Origin of the sequence: Massilia alkalitolerans DSM 17462 (assembly GCF_000427785.1) — a bacterium.
Taxonomy (GTDB): Bacteria; Pseudomonadota; Gammaproteobacteria; order Burkholderiales; family Burkholderiaceae_D; genus Telluria; species Telluria alkalitolerans.
Genome location: NZ_ATYR01000010.1, coordinates 70,702 through 84,832, shown reverse-complemented (window position 1 = coordinate 84,832; position 14,131 = coordinate 70,702). Strand labels below are relative to the sequence as shown.

Here is a 14,131-nt window from a genome sequence, read left to right as displayed (position 1 = left end):
TCCGCTGGATTCAGCCGGGCCGGCCCTGATTGCGTCGCTGCGGGCAGCGGTAGCGCACCAGCGGCGGCGTGCTGCTGACGTCGGTCAGGGTGCGTCCGTCGCGCGCCAGCAGGAAGTGCGCAGGATGCAGACGCGTTTCTCCTTCCCCCTTCAGTTCGGCGATCAGGACGAGCTCCCGGTCGCGCGCCACCGCGGCCCGTACCGGGCCCGTGCTTTCGAAGTAGGTGACGGTGTTGCCCTGCAGGCGCAGCAGCGAATCGTTGCGCGCCGTGCCGCAGTCCCGCACGTGCATGTTCCATTCGCCCTGCCAGGCGCGCGGGATCTTCTGCTGGGGCTGTGCAGCGCCGTCGAGGCTGACGAGCATCAGCAGCAAGGGGATGAACTGTTCTGTCATCAGGTCTGCCTCCGGGTGACTGGTCCCGTTAATCGAAGGCCCAGGCGTACAGCACGTCCAGCGCGGTATTGGTGCCGGTCTGGAACTGCAGCGTGATGCGCGGGGTCCACTTGTAACGCAGGCGCACCAGGCTCGAGGCCGTGGTCGCGCCCTGCTCGAAGCTGAGGTAGGTGCGCGAAGAGATGCGCTTGCCGACCGTCACCACCGTGTCCGCCAGGCCGCCGTTACCGCCGTTCGCCTGCTTCAGCCCGAGTTCGTCCACGCCGAGCGAGGTCGCCAGCTTTTGCGTGATGCCGCCGGTGCCGCCCTTGCCGCCGAGCAGGGCGCTGGCGGCCGTCGCCAGCACGTCCTTCTCGTTGCCGCTGGTGCCTTCCATGCCGTGGCCGAGCACCAGCCAGGACAGTTTCTCGCTGTCCGGCACGTTCGGCGTCGACACCAGCCGCGCTTCCGGCGCCTGGGCCGTGCCGCGCACCTGCACGCCGGCTTCCACGTTGGTTTCCGACAGCTGCTCGCCCTCGGGCCGCGCGCGCACCGCGAGCACGTCGAGCGCCGGGTTGTCGTAAGGGCCACTGAAGGTGATGACGGCGCGCCGGATATCGAGTTTTTGACCATAGGCGGCGTAGTCGCCCTCGACCGCGCGGATGGTGCCGTTCACGCGCGGCGCGCCGGCGCCGACCTTGCGCATGCGCACGTTGCCGGCCAGCGTGGCGTCGATGCCCAGGCCGCGCAGCCTGAACTCGTCGCCCAGGTCGGCGCGCAGGTCGATGGTGAGCGGCAGTTCTTCCTTCTTGTTCGAGGGCTGCGGCCTGGTGCCGCCCTGGCCCAGCACGATGACGTCGTCGGACATGGTCGGCCGGCCCTGCGGCGCGAATTCGATCAGGGCGCGGTCGGCGCGCACGTTGCCTTCGATCGCGAAGCGTTCGGCGTCGCGCACCAGCGAGGCCTTGCCGCTGAGGACCACGGTGCGGTCCGGGCGCGACAGCGCTTCGAGCTTGTCCAGCGTCAGGCGCAGGTCGGCCGCGGCCAGGCCGCTCGAGAAGCGCAGGAAGCCGTCGGCCGAGGCGCTGCCCTGGCGGCCCTGGAGGTACAGTCGCTGCAGCTCGAGCCGGTCGCCGGCCAGGCTGGCACGCAGCTCGCCGTTCTGCAGGCGCACGCCCTGTTCGGGCCAGCGCACCGCCAGCTTGTCGCCCTGCACGCTGCCGTCCAGGCGCGGCGTGCCGATCGTGCCGCTGCCGGTCAGGGCCAGGCGCAGCGCGCCGTCCAGCTCGAGGCCGGACTGTCCCGCGAACGAGGCCAGCCAGGCGATCGAATCCATGTTGGCCCTGGCCGTCATGCGCAGCGGACTGTCGCCGTCCAGGCGGCCTTGCAGCAGCTGGGCGGTGGCGTCGACCTCGACGCTGCCGGTGCGGGCGCCGTCGAGGTCGAGGGCGACCTTCAGCGAGCTGCCGACGACGTCGGCGCGCGCCTCAAAAGTGCGCAGGCCGAGCGGCACCGGACGGTCGCCGCCGGCGATCACGTCGCCCTTTTCGCGGAATACGTGGACCATGCCGTCCAGCGCCGGTGCGCCGCCGGTGGCGGTCGCGGTACGCAGGTCGAGTTCCCACTTGGCGCCCAGGGTCAGGTCGCCGCGCGCGTTGTCGCGGATGGCGGGCGAGAACTGCGAGAGATAGGTCAGCGGCACGTTGCCCGCATGGCCGCGGCTGGCCCAGCGCGGGCCGTTCTTCACCAGCGAGTCGATCGTGATGCTGCCGGCCGGCAGGCGAATGACGGCGCCGTTGAAGGCAATGCTCTGCGGCTTGGCCAGGCCCATGAATCCGCTGCCGGGGGCGCCGTTGATGCGCAGCGGCACCGGCGCCTGCAGCGTCATCGCGTAGCGGCCGCGGTTCTGCAGCGCGGCCAGGGTGCCGCTCCAGGTGTCGCGCGCCAGGCCGCCGCGCACCTCGAGGTTGGCATCGAAGGCGTCGCCGACCGCGGCCGCGCGCAGGGTGTGGGCGCCGCGCGTGCCTTCGGTCTTCAGGCTGGCCGAGGCTACCCGGGTGTCGCCGCTGGCGTATTCGGTGACCTGGATGTCGGTCGCCAGCGCGTCGTTGGCGCCGCGGCCGGAACCCAGGTTGGCGCTGGCGCGCAAGGCGCGGATGCTGTGGGCGCCGAGCAGGCGCAGGTTCTGGCCCTCCAGCGCGGCGCTGAAGGATGGCGCATCCATGGTGCCCGACAGCGTGCCCTGGCCGCGCAGCACGCCGGCGAAGTCCGGGCCGAGCGCGGCCAGCTGCGGGGCGTCGATGCGCCAGTCGAGTTGATCCTTGCCGGCGCCGAAGCTGCCCTTGGCGGCGAGCACGTTGGCGCCCACGTGCAGGTCGACGTCGGCGTTGGAGACGTGGCGGCGGTCGGCCGTGAGTTTGGCATGGCCCCACAGCGGCGAATTCGACAAGGTCGACTCCTGCACCCGCAGGTCGACCGCGCCGCGCCAGTCGGCGCCGCTGCGGCCGCTGGCGTCAAAAGCGCCATTGATCGAGCCGGCCAGGGGCGAGCCGAAGGCGGCCGGGTTGAAGCGCTGCATCGCGCCGCTCATCTTCGCTTCCACGAAGCGCGCGCCTTCGCTGCCGGCCAGCCAGGCGTCGCCGCTGGCGCGCAGGCTGCCGTTGGCGTTCTTGCGCTGGGCGGCCACCCAGCCCAGGCCGTTCGCATTCACCTCGAAAGTGGTGCGCGGCGCTGCCATGGTGCCGGTGGCGACGCCGTTCGCCGTGACCGCGCCGTACAGGTCGCTGCGCACGGCCGACAGCTGGCGGCCGTCGAGGCGCCACTGGAGCTTGTCGCCGGCCGCGCCGAAGGCGCCGTTCAAGGCCACCGTGTTCTGGCCCAGCGCCAGGTCGGCGTCGATGCCGCTGATGCGCTTGGCGTCGGCGTGTAGTTTGCCGGCGCCCGACAGCGCCTGGTTCATCAGGCGGCTGCGGCGCACCGCGAAGTCGGCATCCACGCGCCAGGCCGGGGCGAGCGCACCGGCCACGTTGACGCTGGCGTTGATGTCGGCTGCCGGGAAGTCGCCGAAATCGGCCGGGTTGAAGCGGCTGGCGCTGGCGCTGGCCTTGAATGCCTTGTCTTCCAGCAGGTTCATGTTGCCGCTGACGTCCACGCGGCTGCTGCCGCTGGACAGGCGCGCTTCGCGCACCGTGACCACGTTGTCCTGCAGCGTCGCCAGCGCGGCCAGGCGCAGCGCCTTGTCGGCCAGGTTGGCCTGCAGGGTTTGGGTATCGCCGGCATTCGTCACCTGGATGTCGCCGCGGATCGCGGTCGGTTTCATGGTGGAGTAGATGCCCTTCAGGTCGAAGCGGTCGGTGTGCAGGGTGAAGCGCGCGGTGCCGAGGCCGTCCTCGTCTTTCTCGCGCTGCACGCCGCCGGTGCCGGTGAAGCGGCCGGCGGCGCCGAAATCCATCAGCACGTCGGACACCTGCAGGGCGTCCAGGTTGCCGCCCAGCTGCCCGCGCATGAGGCGCAGGGGCAGGCGCTGCTGGTCGATGGTGCCCTCGGGACCGTCGTTGCTGATGTCGACCCGGCCGCTGATGTTGCGCTTGTCGTCCAGCTTGCCGCTGATGGCGAAAGTCAGGTCGGCCGTCGGCAGCGCCGGGTTGAAGAAGCCCGGGTCGACGTTGCGGCCATTGATGCGCATCTCGCGCAGCGGGATCTCGGCATAGGGCGAGAGCACAAAATGGGCGTCGCCCACGGCGCGGCCAGCCTGGCCGGTGGCGTCGACCAGGGTGGTTTGCAGGTCGCCGCCGAGCTTGAGGCGCAGCTGGGCGGCGCGCGAAGTTACCCCACCTTCGGCCTTGGCCTGCGACTGCGTCAGGCTGGCGGTGGCGTCCAGCTTGAACGGGCGCTGGGCGCCGATGCTGCCGGCGCCGGCAACAATGCCCCAGGGCGTCACGGCGGCGGCGTCGCGCAGTTGCCAGCGCTGCTTGTTGCCCTCGACGCGCAGGCGGATGTTGTCGATGTGGGTTTCCGCGCCCTGGTTGACGAAGGTGGCCCGGTTCAGGCGCGCATCGTCGATCGAGACCGTGAAGGGCGGCGCCAGCTTGGCCGGCATCGGCGAACGTTCCTCGGTCTCCTTGAGGGTCTCGACGCGCAGGTTGGCCGCGTGCAGCTTGTCCACCAGGATGCCGCGCGAGACGATCTGCCCCGGCGACCAATGCAGGTTGATCTTGTTGGCGATGACCAGCTGCTCGTCGGTGCGCCACACCGCGCGTTCGATGTACATGGCGCCGTACAGGGAGCCGCGCACGCCGGTGAGGGTGAGCTTGCCGCCGGTGGAGGCGGCGACCTTCTGCGCGATCATCTGCAGCGTGGTTTCGCGGCCCAGGTACCAGAGCGTGCCGCCGATGATCACGCCGGTGACGACGACGCCGATGGCGACGCGGCGCGGCCAGCGGCGCTTGTGCGGTGCTGGTGCGGGCGCCTGGGTCGGGGTGTTGTCGTTCGTGTCCATCAGAAGGTGAATCCCAGGGAGAAGTGCAGGCGCGCCTTTTTCACGGCATGGCCGTAGGCCAGGTCGACGTTGATCGGACCCACCGGGCTGCGCCAGCGCGCGCCGACGCCGAAGCCGGATTTCGGTTTCAGGTCGCCGACCTTGTCGGCGGCATTGCCGACGTCATAGAACACGGCCACGCCCCAGGGCGGGCGGAAGTAATACTGGTATTCGGCGCTCGCGGTGAGCAGGTACTTGCCGCCGACGATGGCGCCGTTCTCGCGCACGCCCAGTTCGCGGTAGCCGTAGCCGCGCACCGACTGGTCACCGCCGGCGCGGAACAGGAAGGTGGACGGCACGCCCAGCTTTTCCTTGGCCGCCACCCCGCCGAACTCGCCGCGCAGCACCAGGGTGCCGGCTTCGCCGAGCGGCTTGAACATCTGGCCGCGCAGGTAGAGGCGCAGGAATTTTTCGTCGGTCAGGATCGGCAGCAGCGCGCCGCCCAGCTGGCCCTGCAGCACGTAGCCGTTGGTGGGCTGGATCAGGCTGTCGAGCTTGCGCTTGGTGATGGCGTAGGTGAGCGGCAGGCTGCGCGTCGTGGTCGGCTCGCTCGGCGGCACTTCGCGTCTTTCGACCAGCGCTTCGAGCGTCAGGCTGCGCTCGAGCAGGGGCGAGCCCCAGGAACGGCGCGCGGCGACGGTGGCCAGGGTGGTGATCTCGCCGCGCACGTCGTTGCGCTCGACGCCGGCGCCGACGCTGTCGTTGTAGCCCTTGGGCGTGGTCGGCCAGAAGAAGTCGACGCGCGCGGTCTGGCGCTTCTGTTCATAAATGAGGTCGCTCTTCATGCGCTTGCCGAGCACGTTCAGGTCGTCGTAGCTGGCCTGGACGCGGGCGCCGGTGTCGGTCGAGAAGCCGACGCCGACCTCGACGTTCTTGCGCTTGTTCTCGACCACGCGCACCAGCACCGGCAGCACGGTGGGACCGGTGGGCGGCTCCGGCGTGGCGGGGTTGGCGTCCGCGTCGTCGTCGCCTTCCTTCAGTTCCTGCAGCTCGGCGTTGAGCACCTGGCGCATGTCGGCGCTGACTTCGACGCTGCTGAAGTAGCCGGTGTCCTGCAGGCGCGACTGCAGGGCGGTCAGCGCCGCCTCGCTGTACTGGTCGCCCGGATTGATCTTGTTCAGGTTGGTGATGACCTCGCGCGGATAGCGCTTCAGGCCGCGGATGCGCAGCTCGCCGAAGCGCATTTCCGGGCCGCTGTCGATGACCACGCGCAGCAGGGCGCGTTGTTCTTCCGGGTCGACGGTGGCGCTGGTTTCCACCAGGCGGGCGCGCGGGAAGCGCGTCTGCGACACTTCGCGCAACAGGCCGCGTTTGGCGGCTTCCCAATCCTCCTGGCGGAAGCGCGCGCCGACCGGCAGCGACCAGCGCTGGCGCAGGGCGCCGGCGTCAAAAGGGACGCTGCCCTCGTCGATCGGGGCGAAGCCCTGCAGCACCAGGTCGACGTCGCCGACCACGGTGGCCGGGCCCGGATCGACGATGATGCGCGCCACCGGCTGGCTGCCGCTGGTATCCAGGCCGGCCGAGATCTTGGGCGAGTAATAACCCTCGGTGGCGATGAAGGTCTTGGCCTGTTCCGGGGCTTCCTTGACCAGGCGTTGCAGCTGTTCCATATCCACGCGCGAGTTGCCGCGCCAGCGCATCAGGTCGAGGTTTTCCTCGAGCATGTTCTCGATCTGGCGCGGGGCGTCGATGCGGACCTGGTAATCGATTCCCTGTGCATGCAGCGCCGTTGCAAATAGCAATGCGCCCATGCCGGCCAGGAGACGGGGCAGGGGGCGCAAACGGCGCGGGATCGATCTTGCAGGAAACATAACACTCCATGGATAAAATTCATGGCAATCTTAACGGATTGGCAAAAACGATGAAAAACTCTTGGCCCAGCAGTGCGGCCACCCCCGGTTCACGCAAGCGTCCCTTTTATGCCAGAATTCGCGGTTTCTTCCGTCCACGGACTACGACCATGCAAACCAACGACACCGCCCTCGTCCTCTTCAGCGGCGGCCAGGACTCCACCACTTGCCTCGCGTGGGCGCTGCAGCGCTATGCGCGCGTGGAGACGATCGGCTTCGACTATGGCCAGCGCCACGCCATCGAGCTGGACGTTCGCCTGCCGCTGCTCGCGAAGATGCGCGCGATGAATCCCGACTGGGACGCGCGCCTGGGGGAGGACCACATGATCGACCTGTCCCTGATCGGCAAGATCTCGGATACCGCCCTGACCAGCAATGTGGCGATCGCGATGCAGGAAAACGGCTTGCCGAACACCTTCGTGCCGGGCCGGAACCTGATGTTCATGATGGTGGCGGCCACGGTGGCCTACCGGCGCGGCCTGAACGTGCTGGTGGGCGGCATGTGCGAGACCGATTTCTCGGGCTACCCGGACTGCCGCGACGACACCATGAAGGCGCTGCAGGTGGCCCTGAACCTCGGCATGGCCACGCGACTGAAGGTGGAGACGCCGCTGATGTGGATCGACAAGGCCCAGACCTGGCAACTGGCCCAGGACTGCGGCGGCGACGCGCTGGTGGATTTGATCCGCTTCGATACCCATACCTGCTACCTGGGCGAGCGCGGGGAGGCGCATCCTTGGGGGCATGGCTGCGGGACCTGCCCGGCCTGTGCGTTGCGGGCGCGCGGCTACGAGCAGTACGTGGCGGGCAAGACGGCCTGAGTGCTCCGCGCAGCGTCCTGCGCTGCCCGGTTTTGTTGTCGGCCGGATACTTTCAGCCTACACTGGCATGCATGAACAATGTCAGTACAGGTGCGCCGGACGGCAAATGGAAAGCGTGGGTCAAGTGGCTCAGGCTGTTCAGCGTCATCCTCGCTGCCGTTTGGCTGCTGCGTTATTCAGAGCAGCACCCTGTTGTCGCCCTCGTGTGCGGCGCGCTCGTGGTCCTGGTGTGCGCCCGGACGCGGCTGAGCGCGCAGCGCCTGGATCTGCTCATCGACGGGCACCCCGTGCAGCTGACGCTGTACACGGATGTCTCGCGGCGCGTCTGGATCGAGTGGACGAGCCGGAACGAGCGCGTGCGCGCCCGCATCATGGAACCGTACTGCCAGGGCTGGGTCGATCACGACATCCGCCTGGGCGGCAGGCAGTACAGCCTGCGGATTTTCGTCGAACACTTCGGTGGCGGCTACCTGGTGTCGAACCACGGCCGGGGATTCGACATGGTCGTGCTGCGTAATACCTGTGCGTGGTGACGGCTGAGCGTGAAACGCCAGGGTAGGGCTGCGCTATCCAGGGACACAGCAAACCAGGCTACCGGACTTTATGCAATGACCAACTATACGAAATGGCTCGTCCGGTCCAGGGCAATGGCATTTGCCGGAGGCGCCCTCGTCCTGGGAAGCAGCTTTGCCGGCTTCGAACTCGGCCTGGATGGAAAGGTGGTGTCCGTCCTCATTCCGCCGGGCGTCTGCCTGCTCGTCGCCGGCATGCTGGACAGCTGTGGCCTGATCCAGCGGAAGTGGGTCAAGGCCGCCATCCGGGAAGAGAACGAACGCATGCGGTCCGGCGGCTAGCCGGGTATGCCCTGGCGGCCGGCTCATCGGCTGCCGCGCAGGAAGTCCGCTTCCTCCTGGCCGTCCATCAGGCCGCTTTTCTGGTAAGGCATACGGTTGGTCCGCATGATCTTGCCTTCCTTCGCATAGACCAGGTAGGTCTCGCCGGCGCCATGCTCGCCCGGCTGGCTGTCGCGCAGCTCGCTGCGGCAGCTGATCGTGATCCTTGTCTTGCTGGTCGTGAACTCGAGCGGCTGCTCCTGCTGGTAATGCCCCTTGATCAGCTGCACGTTGCGGAAATAGGCCTGGTGGACCAGCAGGATATTGGGAAAGCGCGCCTCGGGGTTGTCGACTTTCTCGACATGGGTGAGCTTGCCCAGGTAGCCGATGAACACCGTGTCCGCCTCGTCCTGAAGGGCGCGCAGGTCCGTCTTCATTTGCGCCAGTTGTTCCTTGCGCTTTTGTTCGATCTGGTCGGGCGGCAGGCTCACGCAGGCCTGGCTGGCGCCGGCCAGCAGGAGCAGTGAAACCAGGAGGGCTGTCGGTGCACGTTTCATGATAGGGCGTTCGAATTGGGACATTGGCATGATGTCCGAAAAAGCCGATTGAAAGTGCACCAATCCTCACGCTGATGGGCTGTCTTGTTCCGGCATCCTGGCCACGACCTTGATCTCGAACTGGAACCCGTACAGCCAGGTCACGCCCAGCGCCGTGATGTTGGGGTAGGGCGCCTCGCCCCAGTATTCGCGCGCCACTTCCCAGATGCGCTCGAACTTCGCTTCCGGATCGACGATGAAGACGGTCACGTCGACCACGTCCCCAAACGTGCAGCCGGCCGCTGCCAAAACGGCATTCAGGTTCTGGAAGGCGCGCCGCACCTGGGCGTCCAGTTCCGGTTCGGGCGAGCCGTCCTCGCGGCTGCCGACCTGGCCGGACACGAACAGGAAGCCGCCCGAGCGTACAGCGGGCGAATAACGGTTCTTCTCATACAGGGCCTGGCGGCCGGCGGGGAAAACGACGTCACGGGTGGTCATGGATGCACTCCTGCTGTTGGTGAATGCAAGCACTGTAGCGCTCCGATTTGCACAGATAAACCATCAAATGGCGTCAAGACTGTTTGTATAATCTACACAATTCTCAAGCGGGGGCAACATGGACAGGTTTGACGGCATGCGGGCATTCGTCCGGGTGGTCGAGGCGGGCAGCTTCACCAAGGCGGCCGAGACGCTCGGCATGAGCCGCACCAGCGTCACCCAGCTGGTGCAGCAGCTCGAGGCCCACCTGCGCCTCAAGCTGCTCAACCGCACCACACGCAAGGTCAACGTCACCGCCGATGGTGCTGCCTACTACGAACGCGTGGTGCGCCTGCTGGCCGAGCTGCACGACATCGAGAACAACCTCCCCGGTTCGTCTACGGCGCCGCGCGGCCTGCTGCGGGTGGACGTGCCCAGCCCTTTCGCGAACATGATCCTGGTGCCGGCGCTGCCGGACTTCCACACGCGCTATCCGGAGATCCAGTTCGACCTCGGCGCCAGCGACCGCAAGGTCGACCTGATCGGCGAGAACGTCGACTGCGTGGTGCGCGGCGGCCAGGTGTCCGACCTGTCGCTGGTGGCACGCCACGTCGGCGACTTGCAACTGGGCGTGTACGCGGCGCCTTCCTACCTGGCGCAGGCCGGCACGCCGCTGCACCCCAAGGAGCTGCAGGACCCGCGCCACCGCATCGTGCGCTTCCGCTGGGCCAACGGCCTGCCCTACGCCATGCACAGGGAAGGCGAGACGGTGAAGATCGGCGGACGCTACGTGCTGGCGATCGACGACGGCAACGCCTACCTGACGGCCGGCGTGGCGGGCTTGGGGGTGCTGTGGCTGCCCGACTACATGGCGCGCGAGCATGCGGCCAGGGGCGATCTGGTGCGCTTGTTCGCGGATTGGGAGATCGATCCGATGCCGCTGTACGTGGCCTATCCGCCCAACCGCTACCTGGGCAAGGCGCTGCGGGTGTTCATCGACTGGATCGTGGAGCTGATGGGGCAGCATGCGCCCGTAGTGCGCGTTCCTACTGGTGCGGCTGCCCGTTAGACGCCATCAAGCCAGCATCCACCGGCAGGTTCACCCCCGTGATCAGGCGCGCATCCTCGCTCGCCAGGAAGACCATCGCCGCCGCGACGCCTTCCGGATCCTCGGGAGCGCCGAGCGGCATGCGCTTGTTGAATTCGGCGACCAGCTCGGGATCGTTCACCATGTCCTCGGTCATCCGGGTAACCGTGAAGCTCAGATTGACGGCGTTCACCCGCACCCCATCCTTGGCCGCATCCATGGCCATCGCGCGCACCATGTTGCTGACGGCGCCCTTCGAGGTGTTGTAGGCGAACAGCTCCCAGTCCCCGCCCAGCCCCGACACGGACGAGGTCATGACGATCGACCCGCGCGTCTTCACCAGCTCGGGCATCGCCGCCTTGGCCATGTGGAAGTAGCCGGCCACATTGACCGCCATGACGCGTTCGAAGTCTTCCTCGCTGGTCGCCATGATGTCGCCCTCGGTCGCCACGCCGGCGTTGTTGACCAGGACGTGCAGTCCGCCAAACTTGTCGACGGCCGCCTTGACGGCGCTGGCCGCAGTTTGTTTGTCGGCGGTGTCGCCGACTTGCACCAGGATGCGGTCTTGTGGAAGCTTGGCAGCGGATTCCTTGAGGCAGGCTTCGTCGATATCGAGCATCACGACGCGGGCACCCTCGTCGAGGAAGCGGCGGGCCACGGCCAGGCCGATGCCGGAAGCTGCGCCTGTCACCAGTACGACCTTGTCCTTGAAGCGGTTCATCCTTCCTCCTTCGATCAAGCGGTTTGAATGGTCGCAATGACCATATCACAGCCCCATGAACCCGGATTTTCGATTCGCGGCGCTGATACCCCTGAGGTATCGATTGCATACCAAATCAGTGTTGGACTGAGCTCCTGGGCCTGACTACTCTGCAATGCAGGAAGCGCCCACGACGGCGCCTCTTCAGAAAAAAACGATTACGGAGACAGCATGCAGGGTCAGGGCCATCACAGCCGTGGCGCGGGCGAAGCCATTCCCGCGCTGTCCGCAACGCAGGGCGCAGCAGCTTCCACTGCTTCCATGCTGCCCGCCATCGTCGCCGGCTTCCTGGCCGTGCTAGTCTCGTTTTCCGGCCCGCTGGCGATCTTCTTCCAGGCCGCCCAGGCAGCGCGCATTTCGAACGAGATGTTCGCCTCCTGGGTGTGGGGCATCTCCATCGGCGCGGCCGTCGCCGGCATTTTCCTCAGCTGGCGCCTGAAAATCCCCGTCATCACCGCCTGGTCGGCGCCCGGCACCGCGCTCCTGATCACGCTGTTCCCAGCGTTGTCGCTGAACGAGGCGGTCGGCGCCTACCTGACGGCTGCCGTGATCCTGCTCGCGATCGGCCTGTCCGGCTGGGTCGAGCGGGTCGCCGCGTGGGTGCCGCCCGGCGTGGCCAGCGGCATGATGGCTGGCATCCTGATTCCGTTCGGGCTCAAGGCATTCACGGGCTTGCAGACCATGCCGGTGCTGGTGCTGGGCATGCTCGCCGCCTACCTCGTCTTCAAGCGCACGACACCGCGCTACTGCATCGCGCTGCTGCTGGCCACCGGCGCCGCCATCGCCTGGGCCGGCGGGAGCACCGATTTCGGCGGGCTCGCCTTCGAACTCGCGCTGCCGCAATTCATCCAGCCGGCCTGGTCCTGGTCGAGCACCTTCAGCCTGGCCCTGCCGCTGGTGCTGGTCACGCTCACCGGCCAGTACCTGCCGGGCATGACGGTCCTGAGAACCTCGGGCTACGACAGCCCGGTACGCCCGATCATCGCCACCAGCAGCCTGGTGTCGCTGCTGGTCGCCTTCAGCGGCGGCATCACGATCGCCATCGCCGCCATCACCGCCGCCATGTGCACCGGGCGCGAAGCGCACGAGGATCCGGGCCGCCGCTACATCGCCGGCATCGCCAACGGCGTCTTCTACCTGGTGGCGGGACTGTTCGGCGGCTCGATCGTGATGCTGTTCGCGGCCTTTCCGAAGGAACTGGTGATGACCCTCGCCGGGCTCGCGCTGCTCGGGCCAATTTTGGCCAACCTCGGCGCCATGGTCGCCGCGCAGGACCACCGCGAAGCCTCGCTGATCGCCTTCGTGGCCACCGCCTCCGGCACCAGCTTCCTCGGCCTGGGCTCGGCCTTCTGGGGCATCGTCATCGGGATGGTGGCCTGCCGGGTGCTGCACGGCCCCCGCAACAAATAACACCCACAAACGACAGGAGACAACAACATGCGACACATCGACGTGCACAAGCTGGCCGACGAGGCCCGCTTCAACCGCTTCCACTTCGGCATCCTCGCCTGGTGCGCGATCATCATCATCTGCGACGGCTACGACCTGGCCGTGGCCGGGATCGCGCTGCCCTCGATCATGCAGGAGATGGGCGTCACCGCCCAGAGCGCCGGCTTCATGGTCAGTTCGGCCCTGTTCGGCATGATGTTCGGCGCCATCTTCCTGGGCACCATCGCCGATAAAATCGGCCGGCGCCTGGCGATCGTCATCTGCCTGGCCTTGTTCAGCGTGTTCACGGCGGCCGCCGGCTTCGCCAGCGACCCGTACACCTTCAGCGTGATGCGCTTCCTGGCCGGCCTGGGCATCGGCGGCGTAATGCCGAACGTGGTGGCCCAGATGACGGAGTATTCGCCCAAGCGCATCCGCTCCACCATGGTCACGCTCATGTTCAGCGGCTATGCGGTGGGCGGCATGCTCGCCGCCCTGCTGGGCAAGGGCATGATCGAAGCCCACGGCTGGCAGTCGGTGTTCCTGGCCGCCGGCGTGCCGGTGATCCTGATTCCCTTCATCCTGAAGAAGCTGCCCGAATCGATGCCCTTCCTGATCCGCCAGGGCCGCCAGGCCGAGCTGCAGGACATCCTGGTGCGCATGGAGCCAAGCTACCGCGTGCAGAAGGACGACAGCTACACGCTGCCGGTGGCCGACCGCGCCGAGGGCGCGCCGATCGGCCGCCTGTTCCAGGATGGCCGCGGCTTCTCTACCATCATGTTCTGGATCGCCTTCTTCATGTGCCTGTTTATGGTCTACGCGCTCAGCTCCTGGCTCGCCAAGCTGATGGCCGGCGCCGGCTACAGCCTGGGCTCGGCCCTCACCTTCGTGCTGGTGCTGAACTTCGGCGCCGTGATCGGCGCGGTCGGCGGCGGCTGGCTGGCCGACCGCTTCCACATCAAGTACGTGCTGGTGGGGATGTACCTGCTGGCCGCGGTGTCGATCACGCTGCTGGGCTACAAGGTCTCGACCCCGGTGCTGTTCCTGCTGGTCGGCCTGGCCGGCGCCTCCACCATCGGCACCCAGATCGTCACCTATGCCTATGCCGGCCAGTTCTACCCGATGGCGGTGCGCTCCACCGGCATCGGCTGGGCCTCGGGCGTCGGCCGCAGCGGCGCGATCCTGGCGCCGATCGTGATCGGCACGCTGGTCGGCATGGCCCTTCCGCTGCAGCAGAACTTCCTCGCGATCGCCATCCCCGCCGCGATCGCCGCGGTCGCGGTGGCCTGCATCCGCCACGGCCGCTCGGCCTCGGCGCGGCCGGCGCTGCGCGGCGGTTCGCTGGCGGAACCGAGCAAGGCCTGATCCATCTCCCGGCCGCGCGGGCGGCCGGGCTTACCATTCCAACGACAGCGTGCCGCCGCGCTTG

Annotated in this window: 12 protein-coding genes; 6 read left to right on the top strand and 6 right to left on the bottom strand. The window is 67.7% G+C overall.

All coding sequences use genetic code 11. From position 1 onward, the window contains the following. Window positions 1-10: 10 nt before the first annotated feature. Genes YWC_RS0112345 through YWC_RS0112335 form a run of 3 tightly spaced genes read right to left on the bottom strand, consistent with a single transcriptional unit; the run spans window position 11 to window position 6,721 of the window. Window positions 11-394: a hypothetical protein gene (locus YWC_RS0112345; protein ID WP_027865654.1), complete on the bottom strand. Its 384-nt coding sequence runs from the start codon at window positions 392-394 to the stop codon at window positions 11-13. 28 nt (window positions 395-422) lie between these two features. Continuing rightward, window positions 423-4,871 (bottom strand): translocation/assembly module TamB domain-containing protein, encoded by a 4,449-nt coding sequence (locus YWC_RS0112340; RefSeq protein ID WP_027865653.1) that lies wholly within the window; start codon window positions 4,869-4,871, stop codon window positions 423-425. Then, window positions 4,871-6,721: an autotransporter assembly complex protein TamA gene (locus YWC_RS0112335; protein ID WP_036214205.1), complete on the bottom strand. Its 1,851-nt coding sequence runs from the start codon at window positions 6,719-6,721 to the stop codon at window positions 4,871-4,873. Before YWC_RS0112335 ends, YWC_RS0112340 begins: the two co-directional genes overlap by 1 nt. A gap of 149 nt (window positions 6,722-6,870) precedes the next feature. On the opposite strand from YWC_RS0112335, the gene queC reads away from it, so the two are divergent. The 3 genes from queC to YWC_RS0112320 all read left to right on the top strand — a co-directional run bounded on the left by queC (window position 6,871) and on the right by YWC_RS0112320 (window position 8,435). Continuing rightward, window positions 6,871-7,581, top strand: coding sequence for a 7-cyano-7-deazaguanine synthase QueC (gene queC / locus YWC_RS0112330; protein WP_027865651.1), 711 nt, complete (start codon window positions 6,871-6,873; stop codon window positions 7,579-7,581). Window positions 7,582-7,652: 71 nt separating this feature from the next. Then, on the top strand, window positions 7,653-8,114 hold the full coding sequence (locus YWC_RS0112325; protein ID WP_027865650.1) for a hypothetical protein: 462 nt from the start codon (window positions 7,653-7,655) through the stop codon (window positions 8,112-8,114). 114 nt (window positions 8,115-8,228) lie between these two features. Next, window positions 8,229-8,435 (top strand): hypothetical protein, encoded by a 207-nt coding sequence (locus YWC_RS0112320; RefSeq protein WP_027865649.1) that lies wholly within the window; start codon window positions 8,229-8,231, stop codon window positions 8,433-8,435. Window positions 8,436-8,458: 23 nt separating this feature from the next. Here the strand turns inward: YWC_RS0112320 and YWC_RS0112315 are convergent, their stop codons facing one another. Continuing rightward, window positions 8,459-8,971 carry a hypothetical protein gene (locus tag YWC_RS0112315; RefSeq protein WP_156923625.1) on the bottom strand — a complete coding sequence of 171 codons (513 nt, stop codon included), beginning with the start codon at window positions 8,969-8,971 and terminating at the stop codon, window positions 8,459-8,461. Between the two features lie 66 nt (window positions 8,972-9,037). Continuing rightward, window positions 9,038-9,448: a RidA family protein gene (locus YWC_RS0112310; protein ID WP_027865647.1), complete on the bottom strand. Its 411-nt coding sequence runs from the start codon at window positions 9,446-9,448 to the stop codon at window positions 9,038-9,040. Window positions 9,449-9,566: 118 nt separating this feature from the next. Between YWC_RS0112310 and YWC_RS0112305 the strand changes: the two genes are divergently transcribed. Further along, on the top strand, window positions 9,567-10,496 hold the full coding sequence (locus YWC_RS0112305) for a LysR family transcriptional regulator (RefSeq protein ID WP_027865646.1): 930 nt from the start codon (window positions 9,567-9,569) through the stop codon (window positions 10,494-10,496). Here YWC_RS0112305 and budC read toward each other — a convergent pair. Further along, a complete protein-coding gene (budC, locus tag YWC_RS0112300) occupies window positions 10,474-11,235 on the bottom strand; it encodes a meso-2,3-butanediol dehydrogenase (RefSeq protein WP_027865645.1) in 762 nt (253 codons plus the stop codon). The genes YWC_RS0112305 and budC overlap by 23 nt on opposite strands. 210 nt (window positions 11,236-11,445) lie before the next feature. On the opposite strand from budC, the gene YWC_RS0112295 reads away from it, so the two are divergent. Together YWC_RS0112295 and YWC_RS29190 are read left to right on the top strand one after the other, a co-directional pair. Then, on the top strand, window positions 11,446-12,684 hold the full coding sequence (locus tag YWC_RS0112295) for a benzoate/H(+) symporter BenE family transporter (RefSeq protein WP_051306420.1): 1,239 nt from the start codon (window positions 11,446-11,448) through the stop codon (window positions 12,682-12,684). 27 nt (window positions 12,685-12,711) lie between these two features. After that, window positions 12,712-14,067, top strand: coding sequence for an MFS transporter (locus YWC_RS29190; protein ID WP_036214199.1), 1,356 nt, complete (start codon window positions 12,712-12,714; stop codon window positions 14,065-14,067). Window positions 14,068-14,131: the final 64 nt, after the last annotated feature.

Bases quoted from the DNA above. Each gene is read 5' to 3' on its own strand.
- YWC_RS0112305 (WP_027865646.1), top strand. From the start codon at position 9,567: ATGGACAGGTTTGACGGCATGCGGGCATTCGTCCGGGTGGTCGAGGCG.
- YWC_RS0112345 (WP_027865654.1), bottom strand. From the start codon at position 394: ATGACAGAACAGTTCATCCCCTTGCTGCTGATGCTCGTCAGCCTCGAC.
- YWC_RS0112310 (WP_027865647.1), bottom strand. From the start codon at position 9,448: ATGACCACCCGTGACGTCGTTTTCCCCGCCGGCCGCCAGGCCCTGTAT.
- YWC_RS29190 (WP_036214199.1), top strand. From the start codon at position 12,712: ATGCGACACATCGACGTGCACAAGCTGGCCGACGAGGCCCGCTTCAAC.
- budC (WP_027865645.1), bottom strand. From the start codon at position 11,235: ATGAACCGCTTCAAGGACAAGGTCGTACTGGTGACAGGCGCAGCTTCC.
- queC (WP_027865651.1), top strand. From the start codon at position 6,871: ATGCAAACCAACGACACCGCCCTCGTCCTCTTCAGCGGCGGCCAGGAC.
- YWC_RS0112335 (WP_036214205.1), bottom strand. From the start codon at position 6,721: ATGTTTCCTGCAAGATCGATCCCGCGCCGTTTGCGCCCCCTGCCCCGT.
- YWC_RS0112325 (WP_027865650.1), top strand. From the start codon at position 7,653: ATGAACAATGTCAGTACAGGTGCGCCGGACGGCAAATGGAAAGCGTGG.
- YWC_RS0112340 (WP_027865653.1), bottom strand. From the start codon at position 4,871: ATGGACACGAACGACAACACCCCGACCCAGGCGCCCGCACCAGCACCG.
- YWC_RS0112295 (WP_051306420.1), top strand. From the start codon at position 11,446: ATGCAGGGTCAGGGCCATCACAGCCGTGGCGCGGGCGAAGCCATTCCC.
- YWC_RS0112315 (WP_156923625.1), bottom strand. From the start codon at position 8,971: ATGAAACGTGCACCGACAGCCCTCCTGGTTTCACTGCTCCTGCTGGCC.
- YWC_RS0112320 (WP_027865649.1), top strand. From the start codon at position 8,229: ATGGCATTTGCCGGAGGCGCCCTCGTCCTGGGAAGCAGCTTTGCCGGC.